This is a genomic window from Clostridium sp. ZBS2, from assembly GCF_023845855.1.
In the GTDB taxonomy this organism is placed as follows: domain Bacteria; phylum Bacillota; class Clostridia; order Clostridiales; family Clostridiaceae; genus Clostridium; species Clostridium aquiflavi.
In genome coordinates, this window is record NZ_JAMQIF010000027.1 from 21552 (window position 1) to 46007 (window position 24456).

At 28.2% G+C, this 24456-nt stretch carries 23 protein-coding genes and 1 other annotated feature; all 23 genes read right to left on the minus strand.

What is annotated here, in order from left to right; genetic code table 11:
• Window positions 1–25: 25 nt before the first annotated feature.
• Window positions 26–1540, minus strand: coding sequence for a penicillin-binding transpeptidase domain-containing protein (locus NG918_RS14410; protein ID WP_252213069.1), 1515 nt, complete (start codon window positions 1538–1540; stop codon window positions 26–28).
• 169 nt (window positions 1541–1709) lie between these two features.
• Entirely contained in the window at window positions 1710–2945 is a 1236-nt protein-coding gene (locus NG918_RS14415; RefSeq protein WP_252212940.1) for a peptidase U32 family protein, read from the minus strand.
• A gap of 6 nt (window positions 2946–2951) precedes the next feature.
• A complete protein-coding gene (locus NG918_RS14420; RefSeq protein ID WP_252212942.1) occupies window positions 2952–3596 on the minus strand; it encodes an O-methyltransferase in 645 nt (214 codons plus the stop codon).
• A gap of 19 nt (window positions 3597–3615) precedes the next feature.
• Window positions 3616–4644, minus strand: coding sequence for an endolytic transglycosylase MltG (gene mltG, locus NG918_RS14425; protein WP_252212944.1), 1029 nt, complete (start codon window positions 4642–4644; stop codon window positions 3616–3618).
• A gap of 96 nt (window positions 4645–4740) precedes the next feature.
• On the minus strand, window positions 4741–6567 hold the full coding sequence (typA, locus tag NG918_RS14430; RefSeq protein WP_252212946.1) for a translational GTPase TypA: 1827 nt from the start codon (window positions 6565–6567) through the stop codon (window positions 4741–4743).
• Window positions 6568–6762: 195 nt separating this feature from the next.
• Window positions 6763–8430: a ribonuclease J gene (locus NG918_RS14435; RefSeq protein ID WP_252212948.1), complete on the minus strand. Its 1668-nt coding sequence runs from the start codon at window positions 8428–8430 to the stop codon at window positions 6763–6765.
• A gap of 64 nt (window positions 8431–8494) precedes the next feature.
• Window positions 8495–8959: a Fur family transcriptional regulator gene (locus NG918_RS14440; protein WP_252212950.1), complete on the minus strand. Its 465-nt coding sequence runs from the start codon at window positions 8957–8959 to the stop codon at window positions 8495–8497.
• Between the two features lie 43 nt (window positions 8960–9002).
• Window positions 9003–9269, minus strand: coding sequence for a DUF1292 domain-containing protein (locus NG918_RS14445; protein WP_252212952.1), 267 nt, complete (start codon window positions 9267–9269; stop codon window positions 9003–9005).
• Window positions 9270–9478: 209 nt separating this feature from the next.
• Entirely contained in the window at window positions 9479–9892 is a 414-nt protein-coding gene (ruvX, locus tag NG918_RS14450; RefSeq protein WP_003373859.1) for a Holliday junction resolvase RuvX, read from the minus strand.
• Window positions 9893–9941: 49 nt separating this feature from the next.
• The gene (locus NG918_RS14455; RefSeq protein WP_003372947.1) at window positions 9942–10199 is read right to left on the minus strand and encodes an IreB family regulatory phosphoprotein; all 258 of its coding nucleotides are present in this window, start codon (window positions 10197–10199) and stop codon (window positions 9942–9944) included.
• 192 nt (window positions 10200–10391) lie between these two features.
• The gene (gene alaS / locus NG918_RS14460; protein WP_252226767.1) at window positions 10392–13031 is read right to left on the minus strand and encodes an alanine--tRNA ligase; all 2640 of its coding nucleotides are present in this window, start codon (window positions 13029–13031) and stop codon (window positions 10392–10394) included.
• A 105-nt stretch (window positions 13032–13136) separates the two neighbouring features.
• Window positions 13137–13318: a binding site (T-box leader), on the minus strand.
• An 84-nt stretch (window positions 13319–13402) separates the two neighbouring features.
• Complete coding sequence (locus NG918_RS14465; protein WP_252212955.1) at window positions 13403–14434, minus strand: AI-2E family transporter; 1032 nt, start codon at window positions 14432–14434, stop codon at window positions 13403–13405.
• On the minus strand, window positions 14412–14912 hold the full coding sequence (locus NG918_RS14470) for a PRC-barrel domain-containing protein (RefSeq protein ID WP_252212957.1): 501 nt from the start codon (window positions 14910–14912) through the stop codon (window positions 14412–14414). Before NG918_RS14470 ends, NG918_RS14465 begins: the two co-directional genes overlap by 23 nt.
• 287 nt (window positions 14913–15199) lie before the next feature.
• Window positions 15200–16285: a tRNA 2-thiouridine(34) synthase MnmA gene (gene mnmA, locus NG918_RS14475; protein WP_252212959.1), complete on the minus strand. Its 1086-nt coding sequence runs from the start codon at window positions 16283–16285 to the stop codon at window positions 15200–15202.
• Entirely contained in the window at window positions 16286–16723 is a 438-nt protein-coding gene (gene nifU, locus NG918_RS14480) for a Fe-S cluster assembly scaffold protein NifU (protein ID WP_252212961.1), read from the minus strand.
• Between the two features lies 1 nt (window position 16724).
• Window positions 16725–17906, minus strand: coding sequence for a cysteine desulfurase NifS (gene nifS, locus NG918_RS14485; protein ID WP_252212963.1), 1182 nt, complete (start codon window positions 17904–17906; stop codon window positions 16725–16727).
• A 3-nt stretch (window positions 17907–17909) separates the two neighbouring features.
• Window positions 17910–18353 (minus strand): RrF2 family transcriptional regulator, encoded by a 444-nt coding sequence (locus NG918_RS14490; protein ID WP_252212965.1) that lies wholly within the window; start codon window positions 18351–18353, stop codon window positions 17910–17912.
• 36 nt (window positions 18354–18389) lie between these two features.
• Window positions 18390–19676 (minus strand): replication-associated recombination protein A, encoded by a 1287-nt coding sequence (locus NG918_RS14495; protein ID WP_252212966.1) that lies wholly within the window; start codon window positions 19674–19676, stop codon window positions 18390–18392.
• 176 nt (window positions 19677–19852) lie between these two features.
• A complete protein-coding gene (locus tag NG918_RS14500; RefSeq protein WP_252226770.1) occupies window positions 19853–20302 on the minus strand; it encodes an MOSC domain-containing protein in 450 nt (149 codons plus the stop codon).
• Window positions 20303–20304: 2 nt separating this feature from the next.
• Entirely contained in the window at window positions 20305–21285 is a 981-nt protein-coding gene (gene moaA / locus NG918_RS14505) for a GTP 3',8-cyclase MoaA (RefSeq protein WP_252212970.1), read from the minus strand.
• Window positions 21286–21345: 60 nt separating this feature from the next.
• Window positions 21346–21825 (minus strand): cyclic pyranopterin monophosphate synthase MoaC, encoded by a 480-nt coding sequence (moaC, locus tag NG918_RS14510; protein ID WP_035791073.1) that lies wholly within the window; start codon window positions 21823–21825, stop codon window positions 21346–21348.
• A 13-nt stretch (window positions 21826–21838) separates the two neighbouring features.
• Window positions 21839–22861, minus strand: coding sequence for a molybdopterin-binding protein (locus NG918_RS14515; RefSeq protein ID WP_252226772.1), 1023 nt, complete (start codon window positions 22859–22861; stop codon window positions 21839–21841).
• 605 nt (window positions 22862–23466) lie between these two features.
• Window positions 23467–24267, minus strand: coding sequence for an SDR family NAD(P)-dependent oxidoreductase (locus NG918_RS14520; RefSeq protein WP_252212973.1), 801 nt, complete (start codon window positions 24265–24267; stop codon window positions 23467–23469).
• Between the last annotated feature and the right edge of the window lie 189 nt (window positions 24268–24456).

The following is a 24456-nucleotide window of genomic DNA, read 5'->3' on the forward strand; positions in this document are numbered from 1 at the left end:
CTTATTCATTTCTATTTTATTATATTTATTTATTATTTAATGTTTTAACTATATCTTTAAATATGGGAGCAGCCGTGTCTCCTCCACCAAGTTCCACATTAGTTGCTAAATTTTGTAGTTCTATATTCGGTATAAATACTACCATAGTATATGTTTTGTTATTAAATTTAAAATACCCTGAAAACCATCCATGTGTATTTCCATCACTAGCTGTAGCTGAACCTGTTTTTCCGCCTATATCTAAATCTGCTATATATGCTTTTATTCCTGTACCTCTTACTACAACCTCTTTCATTCCATCTTTAACAAGTCTTGATGTTATTTCACTATAAATTTTTTTCTCATCACTTTTAAATTCTTTTACTACATTATCATTTTTATCTAAAATACTTTCTACAATATACGGCTTTACATATATTCCATTGTTCACTACAGTATTTACAGCCCCTAACATTTGAACTGGCGAAACATTCATACATTGACCTATTGATATATTGTTCATTCCTGCATCTTCTTTAGGTTTTATTCCACAAGTTTCATTTTTATTTTCTCCTTCTAAGTTTAAAACTCTATTATACAAACCTTGTTCTTTAGAATATTCCATCAACTTATCATATCCTACTAAAGAACCAATTTTAGCAAATATATCATTACAAGATCTTACTAATGAATTTTTGACTGTTAATCTTCCATGACCTTCCCTACATATATTTCCACTACAATTGAATGTATCATTTACATTTACCAAACCCATTTCTAATGCAGAGGCCAATGTAATTATTTTATATATTGATCCTGGTTCATACCCAATTTCTTGGATACCCAAGTTTATATTAGCTTCACTTTCATCTTTTTGTACTAAAGCTCTTATCTTTCCAGTATCACTTTCTATGATACTTACTCCAACATTTTTTAAATACTTATATTCTTCTTTTTCAAGTATACTTCTTATTTTATCTTCCATATCTTTATCAATAGTTAATTTCAAATTATTATTATCATCATTTATATTAACTACTTCTTTAGCATATACAGACTTATTATCTAAATAAAAATTTTTTTTAGGCAAATCATTATTTTTTAGGTATCCTTGAAGATTTTCTTGCAAAGATCCTTCAACTTGATTTTCATCTAATATATTAGCTAAAAAGCTACTAACACTCCATGCTTTTTTTGTATCTACTTCATCAAAGATATATGTGTAAATTCCTTTTATATTTTGAAGTTTATTTATTTTATTATAAGTTTCTTCTGAAATATTATAATAAATCTTTCCTTGTGATTTCATTATTTCTGCATAATTAAAATCAGGATTTTCAGATTTCATTATAAAATTTAAAGCCATTAAATCCTCTAGTGTCTCCTCATAATTATTCAAACTAAAAGGCTTAATATCAACAACTAAAACATATTTTTTATTATACTTCATCAAATCTTTTCCATTAGTATCTAAAATCATGTATTTTATATTACTTATATTTTCCATTTGATGATTTTGATAAGATACCTGTACTTTTTCTGATGGATGTACCTGTAACATATACAATCTCATACTCAACACTATTATTAGTGTAATAAAAAAAGCCAGAATCTTTAGCAATCTCTTCTTTATGCTATATTTATCAGTAAAAATAAAAAACACCTCTCTTCAGCTTAAATTTTAGCCTTAGATAAGGTGTTTTATTCAAAAATAAAATATTTTATTTATTTTATAATGAAAGTACTTTATTAGATTTTACTAACATATCATTTTTTTGTAATGGTTTTTCAACTTTCACTTTAAATATCATATGTGCTCTATTGGCAACATCAGTTTTAACATTTTTTTCTGCATCAAACATATCTAAAAGTTTAACTTTAAAATATGGTGTATGCGGTCTTAATATCTCTACTTCATCATTTTCAAATACTCTATTTTTTTGTAGTATTGTAGCTATTTTAGTTTCAGGATCATATTCTTTAACCATACCTACAATATCATAGTCTCTTACATAAGATGATTCTTCATAATTTTGTTCACCCATTCTACCTAAGAAGAAACCAGTATGATATTTTCTATGGCTTATTTTATTTAATGTATCCATCCACTCTTCTTTAAATTTATAATTTTCTGGATCTTCCCAATAAGCATCTAGTGCCTCTCTATATGCTTTTACAACAGAAGCTACATAAAATTCACTTTTCATTCTACCTTCTATTTTAAATGAGTATATTCCACTTTGTACAAGTTCTGGTATATAATTAATCATACATAAATCTTTAGAGTTCATTATATATGTACCATTTTCATCTTCAACTACTGGATAATATTCACCTGGTCTTGTTTCTTCCATAAGATGATATTTATATCTACATGCATTTGAACATACTCCTTTATTAGAATCTCTTCCAAGCATATAATTAGATATTAAACATCTTCCTGAATACGCTATACACATTGAACCATGCACAAATGCTTCTATATCACAATCCTCTGGAATATTAGATGTTATTGTTTTTATTTCATTAAAAGTTAATTCCCTTGCTAATACAACTCTCTTTACTCCTAAATCATGCCAAAACTTAGTTGCTACCCAGTTAACAGTATTTGCTTGAGTACTTAAATGTAGTTCAAGATCTGGAGCAGCTTCTTTTGCTATAGCAATTAATGATGGATCTGCTACAATAATTGCATCCACACCTAAATCATATAAGCTTTTAATATATTCTCCTGCACCCTTTAAATCCTGATTTCTTGCGAAAACATTTAAAGTAACATATACTTTTTTACCTCTTTCGTGACAATACTTTATTCCTTCTGCCATTTCTTCATTAGTAAAATTATTTGAAAACGCCCTTAAATTTAGTTTTCCTCCACCTAAATATACAGCATCTGCTCCAAAATCTATTGCAATTTTTAATTTTTCTAAATTTCCAGCTGGTGCTAAAATTTCTGGTTTTCTCATTTTAAATTACCTCCTTTTTGTCACTGCAATACCATCTCCCATAGGTATTACTGTTGTTATTAGCTTTTCATCACTAGTAACCATGTCTAAATATGTTCTCATTCTTTTAACTATAGTTATCTTTCTTCTTTTAACAAGCTCATTAGAAGCTACCATACCTCTAAATAAAACATTATCAGCTATAATAATCCCATCTTGTTTTAACAATCTTAAACAATGTGGAAGAAAATGATTATAGTGACCTTTACCTGCATCCATAAATATTAAATCAAAAGGTTCTTCTAATTTTTCTAAAACTTCAAGACAATCGCCTTGTTCTATTTTTATCTTATCTTCTAAATTAAACTTTTTCAAATTTAATTTAGCAAATTCTATCATTTTTTCATCTCTCTCAATTGTTATAATTTCTGGATTAGTTTTTGCAGCTTCATACATTAATATAGATGAAAAACCTATAGCTGTACCAAGTTCTAAAATTCTAAGTGGTTTTTTCATATTTACCATAAACTCTAAAAATACCCCTGTTTCTTTTTGAACTATAGGAACAGCATTTTCTTTTGCAAAATCTTCTATTTCTTTTAATATTCCTTTTCTATCAGGAATTAAACCTCTTATATAATCTTCCATATAATCATATGTAATTTTACTCATTTAAATCCTCCATACTAAACTAATATCCCAATTCTTCTTTTTTCTTTAAAAAATCATCATAACTATCAGTAAAATAATGATATCCATCTTCTTTTAATATATAAAACAAATAATTTGTTTCTTTAGGAAATAATGTAGCTCTTATAGATGCCTTACCTGGATTTGCTATTGGTCCTATTGGTAAGCCAACATATTTATATGTATTATATAAGGAGTTAACTTCCAAATGCTTATTTAATACTACATCTACATGATAACCAAGTCCATATATTACTGTGGCATCTAATTGCAATTTCATATTGTCTTTTAATCTATTATAAACAACAGAAGAAATTAAATCTCTATCATAATCATATCTAGCTTCTTTTTCTATCATTGACGCAATAGTTATTAATTTTTCAATTTCATTGTCTTTTATGTCAATTCCATCTTCATTTTCAATTTCTACTAATACTTCTAAAAATCTATTAAACATTAAGTCAACTACTGATTCTGCATTAGAACCATTTTTAATAAAATATGTATCTGGATATAAGAACCCCTCTAAATTGTATCTCTTATTAGAATCTTCTTTTATAAAACTTGGTAATTTATAACTCTTTATTGCATTTATAAAATCTTCTTTCGAACAAATTCCTTCTTCTTCAATTTTAGAAGATATTTGATCTATTGTATATCCTTCTGGAATTACTAATTTCTTAACATTTTTATTGTCTTCTTGATTGTTTAATGTATTTATTAATTGTGACAAATTAACATTAGAGTTAACTTCATATATCCCCTCTTGAAGATTCATGTCTTTTTTATTAAACATTAAATTAAGTTTTATAAAATACTTATTAGATAATTTATTTTCTCTATTTAACCTATCCAATATTGAATAAATTCCTTCGCCATGTCTAACTTCTATAGAAATTACATCTTCATTTCCCTTTAGAGGTTTTGATATACTCTTTTTATATGAAAATAATAATATAGCACATAAAACTATTAAAAAAAGACTTAAAGTTAATATGATGTTCTTTTTAAAGGATTTAAGCTTCTTCATAAAGTTCCTCCGTAATATATAATAAAGTAAATAGTCATAAGACCATTTACTTTATTATAATATCTTTTTATATTATTTTAAACATAAGAACTTATATTATTTTTTACTTCTGCTTACTAATTTCTTTCTTTCAGAACTACCTAATACAGTTTTTCTCATTCTTATATTCTTTGGTGTAACTTCTACTAATTCATCATCATTTATGAATTCTAAACATTGTTCAAGCTTCATTTCTAATGGTGGAATTAATTTTACTGCTTCATCAGCACCTGAAGATCTTGTATTAGTAAGTTTTTTACCTTTACAGATATTAATATCTATATCCTCTGCTCTAGATGATACACCTACAACCATTCCTTCATATACTGGAAGACCTGATGTTATAAATAATTGTCCTCTTTCTTGAGCATTAAATAATCCATAAGCAATAGATTCTCCATCTCCAAATGAAACTATAGATCCTCTACTTCTAGTTGGAATTTCACCTTTATATCTATCATAGCTATGGAATACATGGTTCATTATACCATTTCCCTTAGTATCAGTCATAAATTCATTTCTGAATCCAATTAATCCTCTTGCTGGAACTATAAATTCTAATCTTGTATATCCGTTAACAGCTGATGTCATATTAACCATTTCAGCTTTTCTTGGTCCTAATTTTTCCATAACTGGTCCCATGAATTCTTCTGGAACATCAATTGTTAAATATTCCATCGGTTCTTCTTTATGACCATTTTCTTCTTTAAATATAACACTTGCTTTTGAAACTTGGAATTCATAACCTTCTCTTCTCATTGTTTCAATAAGTACTGAAAGATGAAGTTCTCCTCTACCTGAAACTTCAAAGCAATCTGGTGTAAGTTCTGTTACTCTTAAACTTACGTTCGTTTCTAATTCTTTAAATAATCTATCTCTTAAATGTCTTGATGTAACGAATTCTCCTTCTTTTCCTGCAAAAGGTGAATTGTTTACCATAAAGTTCATGCTAAGAGTTGGCTCATCTATATTTACAAATGGTAAAGCTTCTGGATTTTGAGAATCTGCAATAGTTTCTCCTATGTTTGCATCAGTAACACCACTTACTGCAACTATATCTCCAAGTGCTGCTTCATCTGCTTCTATTCTTTTTAATCCATCATAAGTAAATACACTTGTTATCTTATAATTTGCTGTACTTCCATCAATTTTTACTAAGGCAACTGTTTGGTTTTTCTTCACTTTTCCTCTGTGAATCTTACCTATAGCAATTTTACCAACATATTCGTTTGTATCTAATGTAGTAACTAACATTTGTAATGGTTCGTCTATGTAACCTTCTGGTGCTTGAACATGTTCTATTATCTTTTCAAATAAAGGAATCATGTCATTGTTAGTATCCTCAACATTATTTCTAGCAAAACCTTCTCTAGCTGATGCATATATGATTGGGAAGTCTAATTGTTCATCATTTGCTCCTAATTCTAAGAATAAATCAAAAACTTCATCTATAACTTCTTCTGGTCTTGCATCTGGTTTATCTATTTTATTTATTACAACTATTGGTTTTAATCCTAATTCTAAAGCTTTCTTTAAAACGAACTTAGTTTGAGGCATAGGACCTTCATATGAATCTACTACTAATAAAACCGAATCAACCATTTTCAATACACGTTCAACTTCTCCACCGAAATCCGCATGTCCTGGAGTATCTACTATATTTATCTTAATATCCTTATATTGTACTGCTGTATTTTTTGAAAGAATAGTGATTCCTCTTTCTTTTTCTAAATCATTTGAATCCATTACTCTTTCTTGTACTTTTTCATTACTTCTAAAAACATGGCTTTGCTTTAATAGGGCATCTACTAAAGTTGTCTTACCATGGTCAACGTGAGCAATAATTGCTATATTTCTTATATCTTCTCTCTTTATTAGTTCCATGTAAATTCCTCCAAAAATAATTATTTAATGTATGGACAGTTTAATTTTTACTCTATGTAAACCTATAACTTTTTTTCTCCAAAAGAAAATTGGATACAAAAAAGTATCCAATCTTCTATAACCACTGTTTTTTATTTTAAACTGTTATTCTACAAAAGTCAACTCAATTATACACGATACTCTTTACCAATAATTTTAAATTTCCATAATTATTGGTAAAATCATTGGTTTTCTTTTTGTTTTTTCATAAAGAAGTTCTCTTAATTCATCTCTCATTCTAGATTTCAATGTAGCCCAATCAGTAATATTCTTTTCTTCACAATCTTTTAAAACTTTTCTAACAAGTTCTTTTGCTTGATCCATAAGACCTTCTGATTCTCTTACATATACAAATCCTCTTGAAATTATATCTGGACCTGCAATTACATTAGCAGTATGTCTTTCCATTGTAACTACAACAGTCAATATACCATCTTGTGATAGATGTTTTCTATCTCTTAATACTATATTTCCAACATCTCCTACCCCTAATCCATCTACAAATACTTGCCCAGCTGAAACAGTACAGCTTTTCTTAATGCTCTTTCTTGTAACTTCTATTACATCACCATTTTCAGGTATTAAAAGATTTTTTTCTGAAAGTCCAAGACTTATAGCCAATTCTCCATGTTGCTTTAAGTGTCTATATTCTCCATGTACTGGAATAAAGAATCTTGGTTTTACTAGTCTTTGCATTAATTTTAATTCTTCTTGGCAAGCATGACCAGAAACATGTACTTTTTCTAAAGACTCATATATTACTTCAGCACCTTTTTTAAATAACTGATTAATAACTTTAGAAACTAGTTTTTCATTACCTGGAATTGGCGTTGCTGAAATAATTACAGTATCACCTTCAATTATATTTATCTTTTTATGTTCAGATGCTGCCATTCTAGCTAATGCTGACATTGGCTCTCCTTGGCTTCCTGTTGTTATTATAACAATTTTTTCATTTGGATATTTTGATATTTGATCTACAGATACAAATACATCTTTTTCTATAGTTAAATATCCTAATTCTATTGCAACTTGAACTATATTTTCCATACTTCTTCCAGATACCGCAACTTTTTTGCCATAAATTTGTGCTGCTGTTATGATTTGTTGAATTCTATGAACATTTGATGCAAATGTAGCAACTATAATTCTGCCTTTCGCATTATCAAAAAGCCTAATAAAACTCTCACCCACTGTTTTTTCTGACATTGTATAACCTGGTCTTTCAACATTTGTTGAATCTGCTAACATTGCTAAAACGCCTTTTTTACCTAATTCTGCAAATCTTGCAAAATCCATTATTTCTCCATCAATTGGAGTATAATCGATTTTAAAATCCCCCGTATGAAGTACCGCTCCAAGTGGTGTATGAACTGCAATTGCTACTGAATCTGCAATTGAGTGATTGGTTTTTATAAATTCTACTGAAACATTATTTAACTTTATCGTATCTCTTGGCTTTATTGTAACTAATTCTGTAGTTGAAAGTAAACCGTGCTCTTTCAATTTTGTTTCAACGATTCCAAGAGTAAGTTTAGTACCATAAATAGGAACATTAAGTTGTTTTAAAACGTAAGGTAATGCACCTATGTGGTCCTCATGCCCGTGTGTTAAAAATATTCCTCTAACTCTATCTTTGTTTTTAATAAGGTATGAAACATCCGGAATAACAATATCAATCCCAAACATATCGTCATCTGGGAATTTAAGTCCACAGTCAATTACTACGATATCTTCTTTATATTCAATGGCTGTGATGTTCTTACCGATTTCATTTATACCACCTAAAGGAATAATTTTAACCTTAGCTCTTTCGTTTTTCATGTTTCCCCTCCTTCTTCTTTTAATATTTTATAATTAAAGACTTCTTAATTTATAAGAAATTCTTTTATTCATTTTTATTTTTTTCTTGACACTCTTCACATAATCCATAAAATTTAACACTATGATCAGATATTTTAAATTTGTATTGTGTCTCTATTTGTGTTTCCAAATCCTCTAATAAATCATCTTCAACTTCTAAGACTTTATTACATATATTACATACAAGATGATGATGTCTATGAGTTTCATTAGAGTGAACTAACTCGTATCTACTACAACCGTCATTCAATTCTAATCTGCATATTATACCTAATTCCTCTAAAAGAATAATAGTTCTATATACAGTTGCTAATCCTATTTCAGGACAACTTTTTTTAACTTCATCATATATTTCTTCTGCTGTTAAATGCTTTCCTTCTGTCTCAATAATGGCATTAACAATAGATCTTCTTTGCGCAGTTAATTTATACCCTTTTCTTTTTAAGTCTTCTTTCAAGGCATTCATATCTATTGAAGTTGATTGCTCCATAATAACACCTCACTTTATAAAATATAAGTTAATTTATAAAATTTTACTCTTGTTCTGACATAACAAGATTATATGCTTCTTCAACTAAATCAAATTCTTTTTCATCTTCTATTGAAACAAGAGTTTCATTGCCATCTTCATCAGATATAACTTTTAATACAAATGCTTCATCACATTCATCATTTTCTGCCGGAGTCACTACAACATATTCCCCATTTATTTCGTCTATTTGGAAATAAGTTATCACCTTAAATTTAATTTGTTCTCCTTGTTCATCTAATAATTCTATATATTCTACGTCTTTTTGCATTTTAAATGCTCCTTCCATAACTCTTATATTTTCTGTTCACATAACTAATATAAACAATACTCTTAATTCTATAAGTTCAAGATTTATTACTCTTTTAAAGTATATTAATTATATGCTTAAAGATATCCATTCTCAATTTTCATATTTTAATCATAACTCTATATGAAACCAAGAACTTTGTCTATATTAATCTGTTATAAATTTCAATATTATTTAGATATTCTATCTAAATATCCTTGAAGTATGTATGTTGATGCCACCTTATCAACTATCTTTTTTCTCTTACTTCTTGAAAGATCTGCTTCAAGCATAGCTTTATGAGCTGCAACTGTTGTTAAACGTTCATCCCAAAATTCTACTTTTATATTTAAAGCTTCTTCTACTAGTTTGCCCATTTCCATAGCTATTTCTCCTGATGGTCCTATTGTTCCATTCATGTTTTTAGGAAGTCCTATAACTATAGTTTCTACTTTATATTCATCACAAATTTTTCTTAATTCTTCCATGTCTTTTTCTTTATTTGCTCTTCTTATTGTAGTTATACCTTGTGCTGTAAAGCCTAGTGGATCAGATATAGCTACTCCTATAGTTTTTTTTCCTAAGTCTAAACCTAATATTCTCAAATTAAAGCACCTCTTAAAAAATAAGAGCGCCCGCTAATACGGGCACTCTTTACTTTATCTCTAAATAAGATTTTATAACTTCTTCAAGTATTTCATCTCTTTCAAGCTTTCTTACTAAAGCTCTTGCTCCGTTGTAATTCGTAATGTAAGTAGGGTCTCCTGAAATTAAATATCCAACTAGTTGATTTATAGGATTATAACCCTTTTGTTGTAGTGAATCATAAACCTCTGTTAATATTGCTTTTGTTAAAGCTTCCTTAGTCTTGTTTAAATCAAATTGCATTGTATGTTCAATATTTTTACTCATAAGATTGCTGCTCTTGCAGCTCACCCCCTTACAATATATCAAAAAGAAACTATTTCCATATATAGCATCACCATAATTATTATAAATTATTCATTTATTCACATATTAATGAAATATGATTCTTAATGACAAATTTATATTATATACAGTATTCTTATATATTATTATAACCTATATTTATTAAAAAGTATACTACTTTACTAAAGTTTCAACTATTTTATAAACAGAATCAAGTGCTTCACTTATTTTTTCTGGTAATTTACCTCCAGCTTGGGCCATATCTGGTCTTCCACCACCGCCTCCGCCAAGGATCGTTGCTGCTTCTTTAATTACTTTACCACAATGAGCTCCTTTTGATACTGCTTCTTTATCAGCCATAGCACATATTACAACTTTTCCATCTATTGAACTTGTAAGTAAAGTTAATGAATTATTAACTTTATCTCTAACTTTTTCACAAAGTCCTCTTAATGCTTCTCCATCAACATCTTTTAATCCATAAGTAACTACGTTTATACCTTTAACATCTTTAGCTGAGTTAATTATATCATTAATTTCCATTGAAGCAAATTTAGATTTTAAGTTAGTAATTTCTTTTTCTTTTTCTTTCATTTCTTTAGATTGTTGATCTAATTTACTTGTAATTTCTTTTTCTGAACATTTTAATTTTCCTGAAATTTGTTTTAATAATTCAGCTTTTTCATTTACTAATTTATATGCTTCCATTCCAGTTACAGCTTCTATTCTTCTTGTTCCAGCTGCTATTCCATTTTCAGATATTATTTTAAATAATCCAATTTTACCTGTATTATCTATATGAGTTCCCCCACATAATTCTTTAGAATATTCTCCAGCACATACTACTCTTACTTTTTCAGCATATTTATCATCAAATATACCTACAGCTCCTGAATTTTTAGCTTCTTGTAAGTCCATTTCTGTAGTATTAACAGGTGTAACACTCATTATAGCTTCATTTACTAATTGTTCCACCTTTAATAATTCTTCTTCTTTTACACCTTCAAAATGAGAGAAGTCAAATCTTAATCTATCAGCACTAACATATGAACCTGCTTGATGAACATGAGAACCTAATACTTTAACTAATGCTGCATCTAAAAGATGTGTAGCTGTATGATTTCTCTTTATATTTTCTCTTCTAGCATTATCAACTTCTAATGTTACTTTATCTCCAACTTTAAGTTCTCCGCTTATAGCTTCAACAAAATGAATTATCTTGCCACCGATATTTTTCTTAGTATCTAAAACTTTGCCCTTAAAGTTTTCATTGTGTATTATACCTGTATCTCCTATTTGGCCACCCATTTCAGCATAGAAAGGAGTAACATCTGTAACTACAACAGCATTATTACCTTCTGTTATTGAATCTGTAAAATCTTCTCCATTAACTAAAGTTTTAACTTCAGCAATTAAGCTATCATTTTCATATCCATCAAAAGTAGTTTCAATTTCACCTGAGATTATATCTAATGTTTTTACATCTGTTCCCATATAATTAGAAGTTTTTCTTGCACTTCTAGCTCTTTCTCTTTGTTCCTTCATTTCTTCATGGAAACCGTCCTCATCAAGAGATAAGCCTTCATCTTCTAATATTTCTTTTGTAAGTTCCATTGGGAATCCAAAGGTGTCATATAATTTAAATCCATCAGCACCTTTTAAAACTTTTTCATTGTTTTCTTTTAATTCGCTTATAAGATTATTTAGTATTTCCATACCAGAATCTAAAGTTTCTCTAAACTTATCTTCTTCTATTTTTATAACCTTTTTAATATACTCTTTTTTCGCTTCTAAATCTGGATACGCACTACTACAATCTCTAATAACTACATCACATAAGTTACAAAGGAATGCATCTTTAATACCAAGAGTTTTTCCATGTCTTGCAGCTCTTCTAAGTAATCTTCTTAAAACATATCCTCTTCCTTCATTTGATGGCATAATGTCATCTGAAATCATGAAAGTTATTGATCTAATATGATCAGTTATAATTCTTAAAGACACATCAATTTTATTGTCTTCTCCATATTTAACACTTGCAAGATTTCCAACTTCTTTTAATATATTTTCTAATGTATCAATTTCAAATATGCTATTTTTGTTTTGCATTACAACTGCAAGTCTTTCAAGACCCATTCCAGTATCTATATTAGTACTAGCTAATTTTTCATAATTACCTTTCCCATCACCATCAAATTGAGTGAATACAAGATTCCAAACTTCTATAATCTTATCTGCATCACTAAGTTCTACAAACTCTTCTGAATTCGTTGGTACTTCATCAGTTCTGCTAAAATGAATTTCTGTACAAGGACCGCAAGGACCTGCGCCATGTTCCCAAAAATTATCTTCTTTACCTAATCTAAATATATGAGATTTGTCTACATCAGTAAGAGTAGTCCAATATTCATATGCTTCATCATCATCTAAATATATAGTTACATACAATTTTTCTTTAGGTAATTTTAAAATACCAGTTAAAAATTCCCAAGCCCATGGAATAATTTCTTTCTTAAAGTAATCTCCAAATGAAAAATTTCCAAGCATTTCAAAGAATGTACCATGTCTGCTTGTTATTCCTACATTATCAATATCACCTGTTCTAACACATTTTTGACAAGTAGTAATTCTCTTCTTAGGTGGTTCTTGTAAACCAGTAAAATACGGCTTTAATGGAGCCATACCAGCATTTATTAACAATAAGCTTTTATCATTTTGTGGAACTAAAGAAAAACTTTCTAATTTTAAATGATCCTTACTTTCAAAAAATTTTAAATATGCATCTCTTAAATCATTTGTCTTTGTAAATTTCATAACTTTTCCTCCATAAATATGTATTTGTCTTTTTGATTTTATTAGATTTTCAAACTTAAAACATATGTATAATTTCATATACAAAAAAAGCTCTCTCCCTTATAACAAAGGGACGAAAGCTATTATTTCCGCGGTACCACCCTAATTATGCATTAATAAATATTAATACATCACTTAGTAATTTATAGCTCCTAGGCAGCTTCGAAATATATAGTAAGAAGTTTGCACCATCCACTTCCTCTCTTAATATCCATATAAAATCTACTAATCCTAATCATCGCTTAATATTTTATTATTTCATCAAAAATTATATTTCATATATATAATTATGTCAATATATAACTAAACTTCATTACTTAATGTGATAAAAATCAAAACAAATAATAATTTATATCATCATATAGAACTTTTATTATTACTCCTATTGGCACAGCTAAAAGCATTCCTACAAAACCACCAAACTTATCTCCTATTAATAATAATATAATAATTATTACAGGATGCATATCAGTACTATCAGCAGTTATCTTAGGCGATAATATGTTTCCTTCTATTTGTTGAATAATAAATACACCAATAGTTACCCATAAAGCTTTAATAGGTGAATCTAGTAACGCTACTAATACAGCAGGCACCCCTCCAAAAATAGGACCAAAATAAGGTATTATATTTAATATTGCATTTAATATTGAAATCCATATAGGAAATTTAACTTTAAATACCATAAGTAATATAAATGTTAAAAAACCAATTATAAGAGACAGAAAAACTTGCCCTGTAATATACCTTCCTAAAACTTTATCTATATCATTTAAAATTTTTTTAGTTACTTCTCTTTTTTCTGTTGGTAATATAAATAATAATTTATTATATATTTTATCTCCATCACATAAAAAATAATATACTACCACAGGTATAACAGCGCAAGAAACTATATTTTCCACAATTAATACAATGTTATTAAATAAAGATTTAGATAAATTTAAAAATAAAGCATTTCCCTTTTCAATTAATTCATTATAAATAGATTTTAATATTGGAAAATTATCCACTCTAAATTTAACATATATATCTTCTAAAAAATTTGCAATATTATCAAATATAACTCCTATATTAGATATTTCCTTAAAAAGTTCAGGAATTATAAGCGTTATACAAGAAATAAACATTCCCAGTATAATTAGTATTATTAATCCAGATGCAACCTTCTTTTTAATTTTAAATTTATTTTGAAATAAATCTCTAATAGGTACTATAATATATGCTAATATAAAAGAAATCATAATCATATTTACGATACTCTTTATAGAATTGTTAAATACGTAGCTTAATATAAAAATTATTAATAGTAATGTAAGTAATAGAACTACTAACTTACTTTTATACTTTTTTATCAAATTCATATTTAGTCATATTGTGAGGAATGGATTTAAAGGAAATATTCTCTTTTCCTGTATATAGTATATAATCATCACCTAGTATACACTCATTTAGTAACAGTACTTCTTTACCCTTTAAAATCTTATCAATAAATCCAGAAGTTATTATCATAGCTTTAATAGTATAATTGTTCCTATCTATTAACAAGTCTTCAACTGCGCCTTTCAATTTACTATGTGTATCCATAACATCTAAGTCTTTTATATCTTTAAATTTTAATCCATTTCCACTTTTCAATTCTTTAGCTACTATATCATCACCAATATCTATAACATCATTAATAGATATATAATTTTTTTTAGAAAAAAAAGTTGTATTCGAAATTTCAAAGCCCTCTAATTTTTTTTCATAAAAATTTATATAAATATCTTTTACACTCCCTATTTTTTTACCATCCAAATTATATATTTTCTTTAAATAAAAATCTTTAGTTCTAATCATATTTCACTTTTACTACTCCTTAAATATATTAGATTGTATTTTAGCAGAATATTGATATATGTATAAGCAAAATAGACGAGTAATTAAACTTTACCTATTGTATATATCAACACACATTTAATCCAGAGCCATATATTAAAATTTCATCTTCATAATCCCTATTATATCCATAAGCAATAATTTAATTCTTACTATGATTTAAATATGNNCATATTTAAATCATAGTAAGTAAAAAAGCAATGATACTATGAAAATTTCTAGTATCATTGCTTAAAGAATCTTATTTTTTAAATAATAGCCTCTATTACTCCACCACCAATAACTATATTTCCGTTATAGAAAACAACTGATTGGCCCTTTGTTATAGCTCTTTGTTTTTCATTAAATACAACTTTAACTCTACCATCTTTCAATGGTACTATAGTAGCTTTAGCCTGTTTTGCAGAATATCTTATCTTAGCTTCAACTTCTATTTCTTTTTCTAATTTATCAAAAGTAATAAAATTCAAATCTCCCGCTATTAATTCTGTTTTAAAAATATCTTCTTCTGCTCCTATTACTACTTCATTTGTTCTAGGATTTATATCAGTAACAAACACAGGTCTACCAACTGAAAGACCTAGACCTTTTCTTTGACCAATTGTATAATATACAATACCTTTATGTTTTCCAAGTATGTTTCCACTTTTATCAACAAAGTTTCCACTCTTTACAGCACCAGGTTTAGCATTTAATATATATTTACCATGATCATTATCTGAAATAAAACATATTTCTTCACTGTCTTTTTTATTATGAACAGCTAATCCTATTTCTTTTGCTATTTCTCTTATTCTGTCTTTAGTATACTCACCACAAGGCATAAGTGTATGTGCTAACTGATCTTGAGTAAAGTTATATAAAGCATATGTTTGATCTTTTCTGTCATCATCAGATCTTATCAACATATATCTATCATCTTTTTTCTCAATTTTAGCATAATGACCTGTTGCTATATAGTCTACCCCTATTCCTTGTGCTTTTCTTAAAAGTTCATCAAACTTTAAATGCTTATTACATTCAATGCATGGATTAGGAGTTCTTCCATCTATGTACTCTTGAATAAATGGTTCAATAACCTTTTTTTTGAAAGAATCTCTAAAGTTTAAAACATAAAAAGGTATATCTAACTTATCACATACTCTTCTTGCATCTTCAACAGCTGAAAGTGAACAACAACCGCCTTCTCTTTCTTCAGCTTCTTTATCTTCTTGCCAAATTTGCATTGTAGCACCAATTACTTCATAGCCTTGTTCTTTTAATAAATATGCAGCGACGGAGCTATCAACTCCGCCACTCATACCTACTAAGACTTTTTTCTTAGTTAAACTCATCTATTCTTCTCCATGAACCATGTTATGTAATTCATCATGATCATGTTCTTTCATTGGTTTTACGTCTAATCCATGAGAAGCTCTATAATCATTTATAGCTTTATGAATAGCTTCTTCTGCTAATACTGAGCAATGCATCTTTACTGGTGGAAGACCATCTAATGCTTCCGCTACTGCTTTATTACTTAATTCCCATGCTTCATCTAAAGTCTTACCTTTTATCATTTCAGTTGCCATTGATGATGATGCTATTGCTGATCCACATCCAAAAGTTTTGAATTTTACATCCTTTATGATATCACCCTCAACTTTTAAATATATTTTCATTATATCTCCACACTTAGCATTTCCAACTTCACCTACGCCATTTGCGTCTTCAATTTCTCCAACGTTTCTTGGATTTCTAAAGTGATCCATTACTTTATCTGTATATATCATATTAATTTTCTCCCTTCTTTAAAAAGTCTTCCCATAATGGTGACATATTTCTTAATCTTTGAATGATAGGTGGTAATGTTTCTATAACATAGTCTATATCTTCTATGTTAGATCCATCCCCTAGTGTTAATCTTAACGATCCATGTGCTTCTTCATGTGGTAATCCAATTGCTAATAATACATGTGATGGATCTAATGATCCTGATGTACAAGCACTTCCACTTGACGCACATATTCCTTCAAAATCTAAAGATAGAAGAATTGATTCACCTTCTATAAATCTAAATCTTACATTTACATTACCAGGTAATCTCTTTTCTCCTCTTGGACCATTTAGATGTGAATATGGTATTTCAAGTAGTCCATCTATTAATCTATCTCTTAATTCACTCATTGTCTTAATATGTTCTTCTAAATTTGCTGTAGCCAATTCAATAGCTTTACCAAGACCTACTATAGATGCTATATTCTCTGTTCCAGCTCTTCTTGTTCTTTCTTGACCACCACCATGAATCAAGTTTTCAATCCTTATTCCTTTTTTAATATATAAAACACCGATACCTTTAGGTCCATAAATTTTATGGCCTGCTAATGATAACATATCTATATTCATTTCTTTTACATCAATGGGAGCATTTCCAATTGCTTGAACAGCATCAGTATGGAAATAAACATTTCTTTCTTTACATATATCCCCAATTTGTTTAATTGGTTGAATTGTTCCAATTTCATTGTTTGCAAACATTATTGAAACTAATATAGTTTTATCTGTTATAGCATTTTTTAAATCTTCTAAATTAATAAAACCTTCTTTATCAACATCTAAGTAAGTAACATCAAACCCATTCTTTTCCAAATACTGACATGTATGAAGAACAGCATGATGTTCTACCTTTGTTGTTATTATATGATTACCTTTATTTTTATGAGCAGAAGCAATACCTTTTATTGCCCAGTTATCAGCTTCTGATCCACCACCTGTGAAATACACTTCATTAGCTTCACAATTTAATGCTTTTGCAACCTTTGCTCTTGCTTCATCTATAGCCATTTTAGTTGTTCTTGATATTCCATAAAAAGAAGATGGATTACCAAAATTTTTCGTAAAATATGGTAACATTTCTTCTAGCACTTCAGGCTTTACATAAGTTGTAGCCGCATAATCCATATATACGTTTCTCATTGTTTATTCACTCCTATCGACAATTTCAATTAAAGTTCTCTTTGTTTCATAATCATCTATTATATCTTTTAAAGTAATTGAATTCATAACATCATCTATACTATCTTTTATCTTTTGCCACAATAACTTTGTTGCACAACTATCAACGTTAGAACACTCTACCCCATCAATACAATCAGCTATTTCAACAGGTCCTTCTAGAACATGCATAATATCACCTACTGTTATTTCTGAAGGTGGCTTACATAAAACATATCCGCCTTGAGCACCTCTTACACTTCTAATTATATTAGCTTTTCTAAGTGGACTAAATAGTTGTTCTAAATAATACTCTGAAAGATTTTGTCTTTTAGATATAGTCTTTATTGATGTCGGGGGACCTCCATAGTTAAAAGCCAAATCAACCATAGCTCTAACTCCATATCTTCCTTTTGTAGAAAGTTTCATATATTCACCCTCTCTAATCACTTATCAATAATTCATTTATATCTTATCAAAATACTCGGCTTTTGTCAATTCATTAGAATTATTTTTTATAGATGACCAATATTTCCGTGCATTTTCTTCATATTTGTTATTTTGTTCAATATAATATCGTTTTTTCTTTAATTCTACTGGTAAATACTCTTGTTTTATATAATGATTTGGATAATCATGAGGATACTTATATCCTCCAACACCAAGACTTTCTGCACCAGCATAATGACCATCTTTTAAATGTTTAGGAACATCTCCAAAATTTATACTTTCCAAATCACTCATTGCAGAATTTATTGCTAGATAAGAACTATTAGATTTAGGTAACGTTGCTAAGTATATTACTAGTTCAGCTAAAACTATTCTAGCTTCTGGGAATCCTACTTTCATAGCTAAATCTAATCCTGAATTAACAACAGTAAGTGCATTGGGATGTGCAAGACCTATGTCTTCAGCTACTATGACAGAAATTCGTCTTATAATAGCTGCTATATTTCCTCCTTTTATAAGTCTTGCTAAATAATGAATTGCTGCATCGGGATCACTACCCCGTATGCTTTTTTGAAGTGCACTTAATAAATTGTAAAATTCATCTCCACTATTATCAGCTCTCATATTAGATTGTCCAAGCTTTTCAATATAGTCTACAGAAATTTCCTTGTGTAAAGTCATTTGTGAATTTACAGCTAATTCTAATATATTATAAGCTTTTCTATAGTCTCCTTGAGATATTTCAGCTATATACTTTAAAGCTTCATTTGAATATTCCACTTCTATACCTTCATTTATTAGTTTATCTAAAGATTTCTCTAATCCTACTATTATATCTGGTATTTTTAATGGTTCAAAAGCAAAAATATTGCACCTACTTATTATTGCTTTATGTATTACAAAATAAGGATTTTCAGTTGTGCTTGCTATTAATGTTATTCTTCCATCTTCTATAAATTCCAATAATGATTGTTGCTGCTTTTTATTAAAATGTTGTAATTCATCTATATAAAGAACTACACCTGCATAGTTTAACAAATTATCTAACTCACTGGTTATATTTTGTATATCTTTTACTGATGCTGTTGTTGCGTTTAATTTATAAAACTTCTTATCCACATATTTAGCCATTATATTTGCTAAAGTAGTCTTCCCTGTTCCTGGTGGTCCATAAAATATGCAGTTACATATTTTTTTACTTTTTATCAAATTATATAATGGAGTATTTTCACCTAATATATGTCTCTGTCCAACAAAATCTTCAATTTTACTCGGTCGCATCAAATCAGCTAAAGGACTCATAAATTCACCTCTTTGATATAATCAAAAATTCTTTTTATATATTTATATCTAAATCTTTAATTACAATTATATTCATCAAATAATATTATATCAAAAAAGAAAAATAAAAAAGCATTAAATAAACAAAATAATTAAAATTAAATGTTTATTTAATGCTTTTTATTCAATATTTATTTTCATACATTTTCTACTATACTAGATGCAATCTCAATTTCATCCCCAATTTTCATTTGCCCACCTTCTATTACTTTTGCAAACACTCCATTAGTAGGCATAATGCATTCACCCATTTTTTTATAAATTTCACAATGAGCATGACACTCTTTTCCTATTTGAGTTATTTCTAATTTAATGTTTCCACAAGTTAATAGGCTCCCTATTGGTAAATCTTTTAAATTAAATCCTTGTACTATAACATTTTCACCAAATGCACCATCATTTACTTCTGCACCTTTAGCTTTAAAATCTTCTATTTTTTCATATGATAATAAACTCACTTGTCTATGCCATTTTCCCGCATGAGCATCATTTTCTATTCCAAAATCCTTAACAAGATTTGCCTTTTCTATTCTTTTTTTCTGTGTACCTCTTTTTTCACTAATACAAATTGCCATTATTTTACCCATAATTATCCTCCTATTTGTACCATTTTTCTTTCTTCTAAATTATCTTCTCTTTTAAATTCTAAAAAGTTATGATGTTTAGGTTTATTATAAATAGCTTTTTTAATCATTAAAATAAATTCTTCTTCATCTATTCCGTTTCTTAAAGCTTTCTTTAAATCCAAGGTATAATTATATTGTAAACATAATTTTAATATCCCGTCTGATGTCATTCTAATTCTATTACATTTTTTACAAAATCTATGACTTAATGCACTAATAAATCCGATCTTTCCTTTAAAATTATTTAATGTGTAATATTTAGCCGGACCATTTCCACTCTTTCCAAAATGGTTCTTCATAGTTCCATACTTTTTTTCTATGATATTCTTAATTTTCTCTTGAAAAACAACTTCATTCATATCACCTAATCCAATTGGCATCATTTCTATAAATCTAACATCAATTCTTTCATCTTTTGCAAATCTAGCAATAGATAAAATTTCATCTTCATTAAAATCTTTCATAATCAAACAATTTATTTTAACTGAAGGAATATTACTATTAACGGCTTTTTCTATTGATTTTAAAACATTACTTATACCATCTTTTCTAGTAATATCTTCATATTTTTTTCTATCCAAAGTATCTAAACTAATATTAATTCCATCTAATCCTGCTGATTCTAAATCATCTAAATAATCATGTAACAGTATCCCATTACTTGTAAGAGTAACATTTTCAATTCCTTTTATAGTCTTTATATCTCTTATAAGATCAACTATATCTTTTCTTACAAGAGGTTCTCCCCCTGTAATTTTTATATTATGAATCCCTAACTTAACCATACTTTTACATATAGTAATTATTTCATCAAAAGTTAATATTTCATCATGCTGTAAATATTCCACCCCATCTTTTGGCATACAATATTTGCAACGCAAATTACATCTATCTGTAACAGAAATCCTAAGATAATCAATTGTTCTATTATACTGATCTTTCATTATGTTTCTCCTCTCTATTAGAGTCTTTGGAATAAAATCTAAAAATCAATATTTATACAGTTATTCATTAATGAAATCTCCACTTTTTCCACCTATTTTTCTTCTTAAATGAATATTACCTATTTCCATAGCCTTATCTATAGCCTTACACATATCATATATAGTTAAAAGAGTGGTTGATACAGCTGTTAACGCTTCCATTTCAACACCAGTATTTCCTGTTACTTTTACTTTAGACGTAACTTCAACTTCTAAAGTTTTAGGTAAAAGCTCAAAATCAATAGTGCAATTTGTTATCATTAAAGGATGACATAAAGGTATTAACTCTGAGGTTTTTTTTGCAGCCATAATTCCAGCTACTCTTGCCACACCCAAAACATCACCTTTTTTTGCTGTTCCTTGTTCAATAGCTAAAAATGTGTCTCTATTTACTCTTATTTTTCCTGATGCAATGGCAATACGTTCAGTTGCATTTTTATTACCCACATCTACCATAATTGCATTGCCTTCATTATCAAAATGATTAAATTTATTTTCCATAATCAATATCCCCCTATATCTTTCCAAATCCACAATTAGGGTATGTGCACTTTTCACACGAAAGACATAGTCCACCGTGACCCAATGATGCTAAATCATCCTTAGATATTTTTTCATCAGCCATAATCCTCGGTAAAACTAAATCAAAAATAGTTTGTTTTGCATACATAACACAACCTGGTAATCCCAAAATAGGAATATTGTCATTATAATAAGACATTAAAAACATTGCTCCTGGTAAAACTGGTGCACCATAAGATATTATTTTAGCTCCTGTTGATTTAATTGCACTTGGTGTTAAATCATCTGGGTCTACACTCATTCCACCAGTACAAATAACCATATCTGCGCCCTTATCAATATACTCTCTAATTGCATTAGTTATATTATCTGTATCATCGTTTACAATAGTTTGTCCTATTATTTCAACATCAAATTTTGATAATTTTTCTTTTATTACAGGAGAAAATGTATCTTTAATTCTTCCATAATAAACTTCATTTCCAGTAGTTACGATTCCCACCTTTTTCTTTACAAATTTCTTAAGTTCTATAATAGGTATGCTCTCTCCTAGTTTCTTTGCACTTTCTAATTTCTTTCCATCAATAATTAAAGGAATTACTCTCATTCCTGCTAATTTATCGCCTTCTTTTACTATAGTGTTATTATGTCTAGTTGCAATTATAATTTCATCAAGCATATTTATTTTTTTTAGCTTGTCAATATCTATTTTTAATAACCCTTCACAGCTAGCAATCAATTCTATTTTTCCTTCTTTAACTTCGCTGTTAGTCATATTGTCATTTTTACATATTTTAAGTAATACTTCTGCAGCTTCATTCTCGTGAAAAAATCCTTTTTTCTTTTCCCATACATATAAGTGATCTTTTCCTAAAGATAATAATACTGGTATATCTTCTTTTGTAACTATATGACCTTTTCTAAACGCAGTTCCTTTTTTTACATCTTTTATGATTTGAGTAATATCATGACAAAGAACATGTCCTACTGAGTTTTTTGTATCAATAAGTTTCATCAGGCTTTCGCTCCTTTTATTGTAGTATTTTATTAAATTTTCATATTTATCTTTCGCATAAGCATCTAATATACAGCTATAGTCATATTTCCTATTTATATTATACATTATATACTATTTTTACCTGTAAATACAAATTCATTTATATCTACATTATTTTATTTCTATATATAAAATCACTTAACTTTATCTAATAATTTTATAAGCAAATTTTATACCACTTTTTTATATAAAAACTTAATTTATTTATCTTTAATCTACTTGAATTCTTGAAAATCTTATCATTTTTAAATACATTATATTCATTGTTTATTTAGAGCAAAATCTCCTAGGCGACTTTAGCCCAGCGATTTTTTTAGCCATATACCCTTTCTAAACGTAGTGCAAGAATAATTGCCCGTCAAAAGAATAAAAATAATTGTTTATTAAAATGATAATATATTATCATTTTGATAAATCTCTATTCTACAAGATTATTAATTGGATATGTATAAAAAACGGCACTAATTATCAAATTGATAATTAGTGCCGTTTCTTATAATTTATAACTTAATAAATCAAATTATATTTCTACTTATTAAACAAATAAACTTTCTATCACTTAATTAATTTAATTCAGCATCGATCATACTTAATATTAATCTATCCATTCCACTTTCAATAATATATCCACCATCAACTCGCATTGTATCTCCTGTTATAAAACTTGCTCTTGGACTACAATAAAATGCTGTAGCATAAGCAATATCTTCTGGCTCTCCTATTCTAGCAACTGGTGTTTCACTCACGATCTTATCCTTAGCTACTTGCAATAATTGAGAGCTCATAGAAGTATTAATAGATCCTGGTTGAATTGAGTTAACTGTTATTCCATAGCGTCCAAATTCTTTAGCTAAACTTTGTGCCATAGCAACTAGTCCTTCTTTAGCTAAACAATAATGTGCATTTCCTGTAACTCCATGATAAGCTCCAAGTGATGACATTATTACAATTCTTCCATATTTTCTTTCTTTCATTTTTTCTCCACACGCTTTTACACAATAGATAGCTCCATAAACATGTGTATTTATAATAGCTTCTATATCTTCCATTGGCATTTTAGTAAGGTAATTTAACGGTGTTGAGTTTCCTGCGTTACAAACTAATATGTCTATTTGACCATGTTTCTCATAAATACTTTTGATAGCATCATCTACAGACTTTTTATTAGATACATCTACTTTATATGATTCAGCATATCCACCTTTTGCTACAATAGCGTCCTTTGTTTCTTCGTTTTTTTCTTCATTTCTAGCTAAAATCATAACTTTAGCGCCTCTTCCAGCTAGTTCTTCGCTAATAGCTCTACCTATGCCTGTGTTTCCCCCTGTAACAATAGCAACTTGATTAATTAATTCTTTGTTCATACTTTCCATCTTCCTTTTCTATGACTTATATTATTATAAAAATTTATAGTTATTATTAATTTAACTTAACTATTATCATCTACATTGATTAATATACCAAAAAAGTAATGTTTATACAAATTTCAATGTTTTCTTTTATTTTAGAACAAAAAAATTATAAACATGATATTAACTACTATGTGCTTATGT

Coding starts and splice junctions, on each gene's coding strand:
- NG918_RS14445 (WP_252212952.1), bottom strand. CDS start 9,269: ATGCAAAAAGACGTAGAATATATAGAATTATTAGATGAACAAGGAGAA.
- NG918_RS14465 (WP_252212955.1), bottom strand. CDS start 14,434: ATGAATTTGATAAAAAAGTATAAAAGTAAGTTAGTAGTTCTATTACTT.
- NG918_RS14500 (WP_252226770.1), bottom strand. CDS start 20,302: ATGGGTAAAATAATGGCAATTTGTATTAGTGAAAAAAGAGGTACACAG.
- NG918_RS14515 (WP_252226772.1), bottom strand. CDS start 22,861: ATGAAACTTATTGATACAAAAAACTCAGTAGGACATGTTCTTTGTCAT.
- alaS (WP_252226767.1), bottom strand. CDS start 13,031: ATGAAATTTACAAAGACAAATGATTTAAGAGATGCATATTTAAAATTT.
- NG918_RS14495 (WP_252212966.1), bottom strand. CDS start 19,676: ATGAGTCCTTTAGCTGATTTGATGCGACCGAGTAAAATTGAAGATTTT.
- mltG (WP_252212944.1), bottom strand. CDS start 4,644: ATGAAGAAGCTTAAATCCTTTAAAAAGAACATCATATTAACTTTAAGT.
- mnmA (WP_252212959.1), bottom strand. CDS start 16,285: ATGAGTTTAACTAAGAAAAAAGTCTTAGTAGGTATGAGTGGCGGAGTT.
- nifU (WP_252212961.1), bottom strand. CDS start 16,723: ATGATATATACAGATAAAGTAATGGATCACTTTAGAAATCCAAGAAAC.
- typA (WP_252212946.1), bottom strand. CDS start 6,567: ATGGAACTAATAAAGAGAGAAGATATAAGAAATATAGCAATTATTGCT.
- nifS (WP_252212963.1), bottom strand. CDS start 17,906: ATGAGAAACGTATATATGGATTATGCGGCTACAACTTATGTAAAGCCT.
- NG918_RS14490 (WP_252212965.1), bottom strand. CDS start 18,353: ATGAAACTTTCTACAAAAGGAAGATATGGAGTTAGAGCTATGGTTGAT.
- NG918_RS14435 (WP_252212948.1), bottom strand. CDS start 8,430: ATGAAAAACGAAAGAGCTAAGGTTAAAATTATTCCTTTAGGTGGTATA.
- NG918_RS14470 (WP_252212957.1), bottom strand. CDS start 14,912: ATGATTAGAACTAAAGATTTTTATTTAAAGAAAATATATAATTTGGAT.
- moaA (WP_252212970.1), bottom strand. CDS start 21,285: ATGAAAGATCAGTATAATAGAACAATTGATTATCTTAGGATTTCTGTT.
- NG918_RS14440 (WP_252212950.1), bottom strand. CDS start 8,959: ATGGAGCAATCAACTTCAATAGATATGAATGCCTTGAAAGAAGACTTA.
- NG918_RS14520 (WP_252212973.1), bottom strand. CDS start 24,267: ATGAACAAAGAATTAATTAATCAAGTTGCTATTGTTACAGGGGGAAAC.
- NG918_RS14415 (WP_252212940.1), bottom strand. CDS start 2,945: ATGAGAAAACCAGAAATTTTAGCACCAGCTGGAAATTTAGAAAAATTA.
- moaC (WP_035791073.1), bottom strand. CDS start 21,825: ATGGAAAATAAATTTAATCATTTTGATAATGAAGGCAATGCAATTATG.
- NG918_RS14410 (WP_252213069.1), bottom strand. CDS start 1,540: ATGTTACAGGTACATCCATCAGAAAAAGTACAGGTATCTTATCAAAAT.
- NG918_RS14455 (WP_003372947.1), bottom strand. CDS start 10,199: ATGAGTAAAAATATTGAACATACAATGCAATTTGATTTAAACAAGACT.
- NG918_RS14420 (WP_252212942.1), bottom strand. CDS start 3,596: ATGAGTAAAATTACATATGATTATATGGAAGATTATATAAGAGGTTTA.